11 protein-coding genes are annotated in these 11,737 nt (G+C 51.9%); 5 read left to right on the top strand and 6 right to left on the bottom strand.

The features are described from left to right. Positions 1 to 45 precede the first annotated feature (45 nt). Positions 46 to 96 carry a hypothetical protein gene (locus tag N0B36_RS10310; protein WP_212723231.1) on the bottom strand — a complete coding sequence of 17 codons (51 nt, stop codon included), beginning with the start codon at positions 94 to 96 and terminating at the stop codon, positions 46 to 48. 153 nt (positions 97 to 249) lie between these two features. Between N0B36_RS10310 and pepA the strand changes: the two genes are divergently transcribed. From pepA to N0B36_RS10295, 3 genes are all read left to right on the top strand, one after another. Next, the gene (gene pepA / locus N0B36_RS10305; RefSeq protein WP_003025870.1) at positions 250 to 1,761 is read left to right on the top strand and encodes a leucyl aminopeptidase; all 1,512 of its coding nucleotides are present in this window, start codon (positions 250 to 252) and stop codon (positions 1,759 to 1,761) included. 110 nt (positions 1,762 to 1,871) lie between these two features. Beyond that, positions 1,872 to 2,315: a DNA polymerase III subunit chi gene (holC, locus tag N0B36_RS10300; RefSeq protein ID WP_016151505.1), complete on the top strand. Its 444-nt coding sequence runs from the start codon at positions 1,872 to 1,874 to the stop codon at positions 2,313 to 2,315. Next, positions 2,315 to 5,170, top strand: a complete 2,856-nt coding sequence (locus N0B36_RS10295) for a valine--tRNA ligase (protein ID WP_259687711.1) — start codon at positions 2,315 to 2,317, stop codon at positions 5,168 to 5,170. The genes holC and N0B36_RS10295 overlap by 1 nt, the downstream gene beginning before the upstream one ends. A gap of 56 nt (positions 5,171 to 5,226) precedes the next feature. Here N0B36_RS10295 and N0B36_RS10290 read toward each other — a convergent pair whose 3' ends face one another. Next, positions 5,227 to 6,417 (bottom strand): YjgN family protein, encoded by a 1,191-nt coding sequence (locus N0B36_RS10290; protein ID WP_259687708.1) that lies wholly within the window; start codon positions 6,415 to 6,417, stop codon positions 5,227 to 5,229. A gap of 193 nt (positions 6,418 to 6,610) precedes the next feature. Between N0B36_RS10290 and N0B36_RS10285 the strand changes: the two genes are divergently transcribed. Then, positions 6,611 to 7,114, top strand: a complete 504-nt coding sequence (locus tag N0B36_RS10285) for a GNAT family N-acetyltransferase (protein ID WP_016155577.1) — start codon at positions 6,611 to 6,613, stop codon at positions 7,112 to 7,114. Between the two features lie 26 nt (positions 7,115 to 7,140). Here the strand turns inward: N0B36_RS10285 and N0B36_RS10280 are convergent, their stop codons facing one another. The 3 genes from N0B36_RS10280 to rraB all read right to left on the bottom strand — a co-directional run bounded on the left by N0B36_RS10280 (position 7,141) and on the right by rraB (position 9,372). Continuing rightward, positions 7,141 to 7,971, bottom strand: coding sequence for a hypothetical protein (locus tag N0B36_RS10280; RefSeq protein ID WP_019078255.1), 831 nt, complete (start codon positions 7,969 to 7,971; stop codon positions 7,141 to 7,143). Positions 7,972 to 8,136: 165 nt separating this feature from the next. Continuing rightward, the gene (miaE, locus tag N0B36_RS10275) at positions 8,137 to 8,895 is read right to left on the bottom strand and encodes a tRNA isopentenyl-2-thiomethyl-A-37 hydroxylase MiaE (RefSeq protein ID WP_019078254.1); all 759 of its coding nucleotides are present in this window, start codon (positions 8,893 to 8,895) and stop codon (positions 8,137 to 8,139) included. Between the two features lie 51 nt (positions 8,896 to 8,946). After that, positions 8,947 to 9,372 (bottom strand): ribonuclease E inhibitor RraB, encoded by a 426-nt coding sequence (gene rraB / locus N0B36_RS10270; protein ID WP_016151501.1) that lies wholly within the window; start codon positions 9,370 to 9,372, stop codon positions 8,947 to 8,949. A 163-nt stretch (positions 9,373 to 9,535) separates the two neighbouring features. On the opposite strand from rraB, the gene argF reads away from it, so the two are divergent. After that, a complete protein-coding gene (gene argF, locus N0B36_RS10265; RefSeq protein ID WP_259687705.1) occupies positions 9,536 to 10,540 on the top strand; it encodes an ornithine carbamoyltransferase in 1,005 nt (334 codons plus the stop codon). Positions 10,541 to 10,642: 102 nt separating this feature from the next. Here argF and N0B36_RS10260 read toward each other — a convergent pair whose 3' ends face one another. After that, on the bottom strand, positions 10,643 to 11,095 hold the full coding sequence (locus N0B36_RS10260; protein ID WP_259687702.1) for a YhcH/YjgK/YiaL family protein: 453 nt from the start codon (positions 11,093 to 11,095) through the stop codon (positions 10,643 to 10,645). Positions 11,096 to 11,737 lie beyond the last annotated feature (642 nt).

Raw genomic sequence — 11,737 nt, 5'->3', positions numbered from 1 at the left:
AAACCCGTCTTTTGCCGGAATTTAGCTTGTTTCATGGCTTAAACGTCATTTATTCTCTTGAGTCGTCGAAATCGTCGCTAAGATCATTATACTCAACGGATCCACCTCTCAGAAATTGTTCTGACGTGCCAATGCCGTAATAACGTTAAGATTAACACGAAGTCACCGCAACAGCGGGTATGAGTTACGAAAGCTTGCAATTCTATCCGTAGCCACCGCCGTTGTCTTTAAGATTCAGGAGCGTAGTGCATGGAGTTCAGTGTAAAAAGCGGTAGCCCGGAGAAACAGCGGAGTGCGTGCATCGTCGTGGGTGTCTTTGAACCACGCCGTCTCTCTCCGATTGCAGAGCAGCTCGACAAGATCAGCGACGGGTACATCAGCGCACTGCTGCGTCGTGGCGAACTGGAAGGCAAACCAGGTCAAACCCTGTTGCTGCACCATGTTCCTAACGTTCTGTCTGAGCGAATTCTCCTCATTGGTTGTGGCAAAGAGCGCGAGCTTGATGAGCGCCAGTACAAGCAGGTCATTCAGAAAACCATCAATACGCTGAATGATACTGGCTCAATGGAAGCCGTCTGCTTCCTGACTGAGCTGCACGTCAAAGGGCGCAATAACTACTGGAAAGTGCGTCAGGCCGTTGAGACAGCACAGGAAACGCTGTACAGCTTTGATCAACTGAAGACCAACAAAAGCGAGCCGCGTCGCCCGCTGCGTAAAATGGTCTTCAACGTACCGACCCGCCGGGAACTGACCAGCGGTGAACGTGCGATCCAGCACGGTCTGGCGATCGCCGCCGGCATTAAAGCAGCAAAAGATCTCGGCAACATGCCGCCGAACATCTGTAACGCCGCCTACCTCGCCTCTCAGGCGCGCCAGCTGGCAGACAGCTACAGCAAAAATGTTGTAACCCGCGTGATCGGCGAGCAGCAGATGAAAGAGCTGGGCATGCACTCTTATCTGGCCGTCGGTCACGGCTCGCAGAATGAGTCGCTGATGTCGGTCATCGAGTACAAAGGCAATCCATCCGAAGACGCGCGTCCGATCGTGCTGGTCGGTAAAGGGTTAACCTTTGACTCCGGCGGTATCTCCATCAAACCAGCCGAAGGCATGGATGAGATGAAATACGACATGTGCGGCGCGGCAGCGGTATATGGCGTGATGCGCATGGTGGCCGAGCTTCAGCTGCCAATCAATGTCGTCGGCGTGCTGGCAGGCTGCGAAAACATGCCGGGTGGCCGTGCGTATCGTCCAGGCGACGTGCTGACCACCATGTCTGGTCAGACCGTTGAAGTACTCAATACCGATGCCGAAGGCCGTCTGGTCCTGTGCGACGTATTAACCTACGTCGAGCGCTTTGAGCCAGAAGCGGTGATTGACGTCGCAACCCTGACCGGCGCGTGCGTGATTGCGCTGGGCCATCACATCACCGGCCTGATGTCGAACCACAACCCGCTGGCGCATGAGCTGATCGGTGCGTCCGAACAGGCTGGCGACCGCGCGTGGCGTTTGCCGCTGGGTGATGAATACCAGGAGCAGCTAGAGTCCAACTTTGCGGATATGGCGAACATCGGCGGACGTCCTGGCGGCGCCATTACCGCGGGCTGCTTCCTGTCACGCTTTACCCGTAAGTACAACTGGGCGCACCTCGATATCGCCGGTACCGCATGGCGTTCAGGGAAAGCCAAAGGCGCAACCGGTCGTCCGGTGGCGCTGCTGTCGCAATTCCTGCTCAATCGTGCCGGTTTTAACGGCGAAGAGTAAGGCGGTAAGCACAAGCAATAAGACCCGTAGGCCGGATAAGCGCAACGCCATCCGGCCTACGGTTGTGCATCATGGCAACGCATTTAAATTCACCAGAAGAAGCCCCATATATGAGAAACGCAACTTTCTATCTTCTGGACAATGACACGCAACACGATGGCTTAAGCGCCGTCGAGCAGTTGGTGTGTGAAATTGCCGCAGAACGTTGGCGTGCTGGCAAGCGCGTGCTGATCGCCTGCGAAAACGAAAAGCAGGCTCTTCGACTGGATGAAGCCCTGTGGGCAAGACCGGCAGAAAGCTTTGTTCCGCATAATCTGGCAGGTGAAGGCCCCAGAGGCGGCGCACCGGTAGAAATTGCCTGGCCGGAGAAACGCAACAGCAGCCCGCGCGACCTGCTTATCAGTTTGCGCGTTGGCTTTGCAGATTTTGCCACCGCTTTCACAGAAGTGATAGACTTCGTCCCTTACGAAGATTCTTTGAAACAATCGGCACGCGATCGCTACAAAGCTTACCGCGTGGCTGGTTTTAACCTGAATACGGCAACCTGGAAATAATGGAAAAGACATACAACCCACAAGATATCGAACAGCCGCTTTACGAGCACTGGGAAAAGCAGGGCTATTTCAAACCTAACGGCGATGAAAGCAAAGAGTCCTTCTGCATCATGATCCCGCCGCCGAACGTCACCGGCAGTTTGCATATGGGTCATGCTTTCCAGCAAACCATCATGGATACCATGATCCGCTACCAGCGCATGCAGGGTAAAAACACCCTGTGGCAGGCCGGTACCGATCACGCGGGTATCGCAACCCAGATGGTGGTTGAGCGTAAGATTGCCGCTGAAGAAGGTAAAACCCGCCACGACTACGGTCGCGAAGCGTTTATCGACAAAATCTGGCAGTGGAAAGCGGAATCCGGCGGCACCATCACCCGCCAGATGCGCCGTCTCGGCAACTCCGTTGACTGGGAGCGCGAGCGCTTCACTATGGACGAAGGTCTTTCCAATGCCGTGAAAGAAGTCTTCGTTCGCCTGTACAAAGAAGACCTGATTTACCGTGGCAAGCGCCTGGTGAACTGGGACCCGAAACTGCGCACCGCGATTTCCGACCTGGAAGTGGAAAACCGCGAGTCGAAAGGCTCAATGTGGCACATCCGCTATCCGCTGGCTGACGGCGCGAAAACCGCTGATGGTAAAGATTACCTGGTCGTCGCCACCACCCGTCCGGAAACCGTACTGGGCGATACCGGCGTGGCCGTCAACCCGGAAGATCCGCGTTATAAAGATCTGATTGGCAAATTTGTTGTTCTGCCGCTGGTTAACCGCCGCATTCCCATCGTCGGCGATGAACACGCTGATATGGAAAAAGGCACCGGCTGCGTGAAGATCACCCCGGCGCACGACTTTAACGACTACGAAGTCGGAAAACGTCACGGCCTGCCGATGATCAATATTCTGACCTTTGACGGCGACATCCGTGAAACCGCGGAAGTGTACGACACCAAAGGCGAAGAGTCCGACGTTTATTCCAATGAAATCCCGGCTGAGTTCCAGAAGCTGGAGCGCTTTGCCGCGCGTAAAGCGGTGGTTGCCGCTGTTGATGCGCTGGGCCTGCTGGAGGAAATTAAACCGCACGACCTGACCGTACCTTACGGCGACCGTGGCGGCGTGGTTATTGAACCGATGCTGACCGACCAGTGGTACGTCCGTGCCGACGTGCTGGCGAAACCGGCGGTTGAAGCGGTTGAAAACGGCGACATTCAGTTCGTACCGAAGCAGTACGAAAACATGTACTTCTCCTGGATGCGCGATATTCAGGACTGGTGTATTTCCCGTCAGCTGTGGTGGGGTCACCGTATCCCGGCATGGTATGACAACGACGGCAACGTCTACGTCGGCCGTACTGAAGACGAAGTGCGTCAGGAAAACAACCTCGGTGCCGACATTCAGCTTCGCCAGGACGAAGACGTACTCGATACCTGGTTCTCCTCCGCACTGTGGACCTTCTCTACCCTGGGCTGGCCGGAAAACACCGACGCGCTGCGTCAGTTCCACCCAACCAGCGTGATGGTTTCCGGTTTCGACATCATCTTCTTCTGGATTGCCCGCATGATCATGATGACCATGCACTTCATCAAAGATGAAAACGGCAAGCCGCAAGTGCCGTTTAAGACCGTCTACATGACCGGTCTGATCCGCGACGACGAAGGCCAGAAGATGTCCAAATCCAAGGGCAACGTCATTGACCCGCTGGATATGGTCGACGGAATCTCCCTGGCAGAACTGCTGGAGAAACGTACTGGCAACATGATGCAGCCGCAGCTGGCCGAGAAGATTGCCAAGCGTACCGAGAAGCAGTTCCCGGACGGCATCGAGCCGCACGGCACCGACGCACTGCGCTTCACCCTGGCGGCGCTGGCCTCTACCGGTCGCGACATCAACTGGGATATGAAGCGTCTGGAAGGTTATCGTAACTTCTGTAACAAGCTGTGGAACGCCAGCCGCTTCGTGCTGATGAACACCGAAGACCAGGATTGCGGCTTCAACGGCGGCGAAATGACCCTGTCGCTGGCGGATCGCTGGATCCTTGCTGAATTCAACCAGACCATCAAAGCGTACCGCGAAGCGCTGGATAACTTCCGCTTCGACATCGCCGCGGGCATTCTGTACGAATTCACCTGGAACCAGTTCTGCGACTGGTATCTGGAGCTGACCAAGCCGGTAATGAACGGCGGTTCCGAGTCTGAACTGCGCGGCACCCGCAATACGCTGGTCACCGTTCTGGAAGGTCTGCTGCGCCTGGCGCATCCGATCATCCCGTTCATCACCGAGACCATCTGGCAGCGCGTGAAGGTGATTTCCGGTATTACCGCCGACACCATCATGCTGCAGCCGTTCCCGGAATATAACGCCGCACAGGTTGATGAAGCCGCACTGGCTGATACCGAATGGCTGAAGCAGGCGATCGTTGCCGTACGTAACATCCGTGCGGAAATGAACATCGCCCCAGGTAAACCGCTCGAACTGCTGCTGCGCGGTTGCAGCGCTGATGCGATGCGCCGTGTGAACGATAACCGCAGCTTCCTGCTGAACCTGGCGCGTCTGGAAAGCATCACCGTGCTGCCAGCCGATGACAAAGGTCCGGTTTCCGTGACCAAAATCATCGACGGCGCCGAGCTGCTGATCCCGATGGCTGGCCTCATCAATAAAGAAGATGAGCTGGCGCGTTTGGCGAAAGAAGTGGCGAAAATCGAAGGTGAGATTGCCCGTATCGAAGGCAAACTTTCCAACGAAGGTTTCGTTGCTCGCGCACCGGAAGCAGTTATCGCCAAAGAGCGTGAGAAGCTGGACGGTTATGCGGAAGCGAAAGCGAAGCTGATTCAGCAGCAGGCGGTCATCGCCGCGCTGTAATTGCCGTTGACGTTATACACGTATTAAAGGCCGGAGCATGCTCCGGCCTTGTTGTATCAGATGAACGGGAAGTAGGTCATCACACCACGTGATACCCACATCGCCGGACCTGTTTCCAACGCCTCTGTATGGTCAGTCAGTTCCAGCGCATCCAAATCCCCTTGTACATGGGAGTTACTGGCCAGCCAACTGACCAGCCACATTTTCATCCATGGATAAGCTAGCCCAAACGTGATGCCTGAAATAAACAACACCAGTACAAAACGCCAGATCAAGCCATGTGCAGTGACGGAAGAATGAAAGCGGATTTTGCCCTCAGCCAGCGCCAGGTTATTCATGAACAGATTACGTAGCGTGGTGTATAAATAGCTTCCAACCACAATAATTCCGGCGAAATAGAGAAAATAGCTCGCCATTATTCTGCTCTGATTCTCCAGGATAAATTCGTCGTCGGCCACGCCTAACACAGCCAACATCACCATTTGCAGAAAAATAGGGGCAATTAGCCAGACAATCACAACAACAAATGGCAGCAGTACCAGCACGGCTTTAATACACCCCACTATGCTTGCTTTCATATTGACGTTAATAGTAAAGCGGTGAATACCAAAATTACCGCCATTACCCACTAACTGCATCCATTTTGCATAGGTAATACCGTAGGTGATACCCATGCCCACAATTCCCACCAACGCGATAAATGCTATTCTGATAAGCATTCCAGTACTGCCCTCAATCCAGTCGGTGGCAAGGATCAGAAGATAAATCACTCCCCAGTTCACTACAGCAAGCACCACTGGCACAACCAGTAAAAAAAGCCACGCCTGTAATTGTGAGCAGTCAAAACCAAAACGCACACCGTTAAGCGACGTCATCATCGCCTGATACTGCAGGCTTTTTATGGTCATTAATGGAAGGACAGCTACCAGTAAACCAATCAAAGTAAAACCAACGAGAGGGCTGCCGTTAGCAATAGAACTCATGCTGGCACCATAAATCACCATAATCGACAAGAAGCTTACGAATATCGCGCCACCTGTCGCCTTATAGGTAAAGGGTTGGCCATTGAGAGTCATATTCTCGTAAATATAACGCCGACATTTCACTATCGCCCACGGTGTATAAATACCCAGAGTAATACAACACAGCAAAAAATTGACAATGCAAATAATAAAGTACTGCCATCCTTTACCGATAAAAATAAATGTGTGCCGTTGATTTTCCCGGCCACCAACAAAATCATTCATGAACAATATCCCTAATATAAATTCCATTAAGATAAAAAATAAAAACCAGTATTTATTTACTGGTTCGTTTACAATACTATTTTTAATTAGCCAATGTATTTTAATTTTTTCTGATTCAGGAACGTCTTGCACCCGACAGAAGAGAGTGGTATTAAATAAATATATAAGTGTATTTTTAGAATTGAGCCATATTATGAATGTTGTGCTACCCTCCACGCTTACGCTGCGCCGAATCACCGCAGCAGATAATGCCGCTATCGCTGCGGTGATCCGCAAAGTTTCCGCTGAATACGGGCTTACTGCCGATAAGGGCTATACCGTTGCCGACCCTAATCTGGATGAACTATTCCAGGTTTACAGCCAGCCGGGCGCGGCCTACTGGGTGGTTGAGCAAAACGGTGAAGTCGTGGGCGGCGGCGGCGTTGCGCCGTTAGGATGTAGCGAACCGGACATTTGCGAACTGCAAAAGATGTACTTCCTGTCGAGCGCACGCGGTCAGGGGCTGGCGAAAAAGCTGGCGCTGATGGCCCTCGAACATGCCCGTGAACAGGGTTTCAAACAGTGCTATCTGGAGACCACGGCGTTTCTGACCGAGGCAATCCGCCTGTATGAACATTTAGGGTTTGAGCATATCAGCGAAGCGCTGGGCTGCACCGGGCACGTAGATTGCGAAGTGCGGATGTTAAAACCCCTCTGACTTCAGCCGGAGGGGCAATGGTTGTGTTACTGCATTTCGGCGGAGAGCATCAGCCGAATGACGCCAGCCGCGCGAGCGGTTGGCAGCGTCAGCACCTGTGACCATAAATCCTGCACCATTTCACAAGCGACTTTCTCTTTGCCCACACCTTTACTCGGATCAGCCATAATCTGGATATCCGGTCCAAAGCGCTGTACCAATCCCGGGCCGATGGATTGCAGATCCTGAAGCGCCAGCTGTTTCTCTTGCGCCGTAACCGTATGTTTGTTCGGGCCATAAGCCGCGTGCATCATACTCATGTCGCTGGCCATTCGACGATTCATCAGCTCCCGCGGAATAATACGCACCGGGTTAATCCCGCCTTTCACCGCCGGGAACAGAAAGCGAAAACACTCGTCATCGCCCACTTTTGCCACCGCAGCAATCTGCTCTAGGTTAATTTTCATATACTCAATCACATTGGCATCGGGTGCCTGCTGCAAACGCGCCATCTGTACCTGCAGGATTTGCGGCTGAATAGCGTCGATAATCTGTTGTTCGCTTTTCCCAGCTTCTTTCAGTTGCGTTGCCTGGTTGAGGATATTCTGCCATAACGCGGGTTCTTGCTCTTTAAGTACCTGATAAACAGGCATTGCCAGCATCGCATTTTCAAATTTCTGCGCGTCCGTCAGCCCATAATCAGGGCTTTCGCGCGGGATCAGGTAGTGCACATCAAACAGATTCCACGCGACAATCGCTACCACAAAAACCACCGCGCCGGAGATCTTTCCCAGCCAGCCTTTTTTGCGAAACATGCCAACGACGATAGCAATCACCGCCCCGATATAACCCGCCAACAATACGTGTGCCCAGTTCATTAACCATCCTTATGCAAAACAGTCTCTGTTGCGGGGATATATTTCCCCTTCGTGTGTTTTGATTATTACGGCAGCAGCGAGCGATTTCCAGCCACCAGATTTTGCTAATGGAAACAGGAAAGGTAAAACCGCGCGACGATTAGCGCCGCGCGTCAGAGAAGAGAGTCAGGCTGGCACGCCGCTGTGGAAGCGGAATTCATCGTCGGGAGAAGTAATCAATGCGGCTTCTACTTCGCCAAAGAACCGCACCCGACTACTGATATCGTCGGCAGAAACCTGCTGTGCCAGCGCCAGATAGTCTTGATAGTGCCGCGCCTCGGATCGCAGCAGCGAAAGATAAAATGCCTGTAAATCGTCATCCAAATACGGTGCCAGCGCGGCGAACCGTTCACAAGAACGCGCCTCAATGTAAGCCCCGCAAATCAGTTTGTCGATTAGCGTTAATGGCTCGTGGGTTCGCACCTCTTTGAGCATACCTTTGGCATAACGGCTGGCGGTAATTTTGACGTAGGGAATGTTGCGGCTCATCATCGCCTCACGCACCTGCCAGAAGTGGTGCAGCTCTTCTTTGATCAGCAAAACCATGCTGTCGATCAGCTTACGTCCCCACGGATCGTCAGTTTGCGGCATTACGCTTTTGCTAATCTGTTTATTCAGCGCGATAAAATCCGGTTCATCCCCTTCTCTGAAAGCATACGCTTCATAGGGTTTCAGCCAGTCCAGTAGCGCCTGCGATCCCTGTTTATCTGCAACATACTTACGCACCAGCAGCATGGCCGTTTGCGCCGCTTTCAGCTCGCAGACGAGATGATCCGTCAGTAACAGAGGGAGATTCGCCGGGGCTCGCGCTTTATCAAGCCAGGCCTGGGGCGTTTTACAGTGCAGGAAGTTGTGGATCGGGGAAAGTATTTGCAGGTAATCCATACGTTATCCTTGGCCTACGGCAGCAGACGCTACCGTAGGTCAGCAGATGACTTAGTGACGCACGCCGTCATCATCTTCGTCGACGAGGTCTTCATCGTCGCCGTCTTCACCTTCTTCGCCGTTCGGGTCTTCAAAATAGGTGCCCCAACCGTCGTATTCCACATCAAATTTTTCAGCCAGGTTCATCAGTTGCTCAACCTGAGCGTCGATCAACTCGGCATTCAGAGCACATTCGCTCAGGATGTCACAGCAAATAACCGTGTCGCCCTCTTCCACTTCCAGCTCTTCCGGCTCGGTCACTTCATAACCCAGCTTGAAGGCTTCTACTGCCGCTTTTTCCAGGGTTTCAAAGTCGTCCGCGGAAAGGTGATGCTCGATGGTGTACAGCGCGTCTGGATCGCTGCCATCTTCGAGTAACTCTTCAATAATCAAGCGCGTTTCTTCACGCTGTTCTTCCAGTAGTTCCGGGTTTGCCATGGCTCATTCCTCATAATGTCCTGCCGATACTCTTATTGTCACATACCGCTGTCATTGCCTCCACCTTTCCAGGAAAGATTTGTTAAACAAGGTTGCAAATGAATAAACATCCATATAAATTGAATTTTAATTCAACAAATGGCCTAAGCCATGTGAGGGAACTATGTCTGCGTTTTATCAGAAACATTTTTTGAAACTGCTTGATTTCACCTCTGCTGAACTCACGTCACTGCTCCAGCTCGCCGCGCAGCTCAAGACGGATAAGAAAAACGGTACCGAGGTCGCTAAACTCACCGGTAAAAACATCGCGCTCATCTTCGAAAAAGACTCAACCCGCACCCGTTGCTCTTTCGAAGTTGCCGCATATGATCAGGGCGCGCGCGTGACGTATCTCGGGCCGAGCGGCAGCCAGATTGGTCATAAAGAGTCGATCAAAGACACCGCCCGCGTACTCGGTCGTATGTACGACGGTATTCAGTATCGGGGCCACGGTCAGGAAATTGTCGAGACGCTGGCGGAATATGCCGGAGTTCCGGTTTGGAACGGATTAACCAACGAATTTCACCCCACCCAGTTGCTGGCGGATTTACTCACGATGCAGGAACACCTGCCGGGTAAAGCGTTTAATGAGATGGTGCTGGTCTACACCGGCGATGCCCGCAACAATATGGGCAATTCCATGCTGGAAGCCGCTGCGTTAACCGGACTGGATCTGCGCCTGGTCGCGCCCCAGGCCTGCTGGCCGGAGGAAAGCCTCGTTGCGGAGTGCAAAGCGCTGGCACAGAAAAACGGCGGCAATATTACTCTAACCGAAGATGTCGCCACGGGCGTGAAAGGCGCGGACTTCATCTATACCGACGTCTGGGTATCGATGGGCGAAGCGAAAGAGAAATGGGCCGAACGTATTGCGCAGTTGCGTAAGTACCAGGTTAATAGCGCGATGATGGCGTTGACCAGCAATCCGCAGGTGAAATTCCTGCACTGCCTGCCCGCGTTCCATGACGATCAAACCACGCTTGGCAAACAAATGGCGCAGGAATATGGTCTGCACGGCGGCATGGAAGTGACCGACGAGGTGTTTGAGTCACCCGCCAGTATCGTATTTGATCAGGCGGAAAACCGGATGCACACCATCAAAGCGGTGATGGTCGCGACGCTTTCCAAATAATAGCGTTGCGCGATTGAATTGCCGGATGGCGATGCTGACGCACCCTATCCGGCCTACCATCATGCTTCCGTAGGCCGGATAAGTCGCACCCGGCAAACCGGTTTATGCTACCCGCATTTTCACCACGGCTTTGCGTACCAGCGCCGGAGCGCCGACCGCGCACAGCGGTTTATGCACTTCACCCGGATAAAAGACGACGAAGTCACCTTCATTCAGCACCACCGTTTTCTCCTGTTCGCCTTCCGGCAGGAAGGCGATATCTTTATCCGCCAACCAGTCAGTTTCCGGTGCGCCCGCAGGCTGCGTGCTGAAAGTCATGCCTTCCTGACCTTTGAGCAGGATCTGAATATCCAGATAGCGAGCGTGATATTCGGCGCGGCGCTGCGCAAACGGCTCCGTCATATCTTCAGCAATCAGATAGAACAGACGTTCGCCGTCGATGTCGTGTTTACCCTTTTCCGTCGCATCCGTCACGTGCGCTTTAATGTGCTCAATCGCCTGACGCAGATCTTCCGGCAGCCAGGCATCCAGGTTGTGAATATTGCCGACAATCATTTCAAACCCCTTAATTAAAACATCGTTTCATTTTAGTTGTTATACGAAAAAAAGGTCTGCCATACCACTGCTATTTGCCGATATTTTGCGTCAACGCATGTTTATCGCTGATGATGTTAAATAATTGCTAATAGCCAGCAACAGGTTATGCATAAACTCTGCATAACTTTCGTCTCATACTTTTCAACTCAGTCACTAACTCACTGTTATAGAAAGCTTTGTTAGAAAAACCAGCAATCGATCACAGTTTACGTCTCCTTCGTTATCTTTCTTCATCGTCATATTTATTTTGAAATAAACCTTACAGCACAAATAATAAAATAATAGATTCGCATAAAAATTCATTAAATATAGAAAAACATATAAAAATCAATGCACTATTTAATTTATTAAATATTTAGATATGTACATAAAATTAACACAGTTAAATAACAAGACATATTCCTGCGTAGTAATTCAATTATTCATGTTTTTATTTTTTAAATTCTCAGAGCCATCTCATAAATTAAACAACAAATGCCAAACATCGACCTGACTGTGAAATGAATCACGTTTCTCTATCAGATAAGATCTAAATATAGATTCTGAAATCAGCTGAAAAACCATGACTGCAATAAACATTATTTGCAGGCACCTCCTCTT

The organism is Citrobacter sp. XY323, assembly GCF_025106035.1.
Taxonomy (GTDB): domain Bacteria; phylum Pseudomonadota; class Gammaproteobacteria; order Enterobacterales; family Enterobacteriaceae; genus Citrobacter; species Citrobacter braakii.
This window is presented reverse-complemented; position numbering and strand designations above follow the sequence as displayed.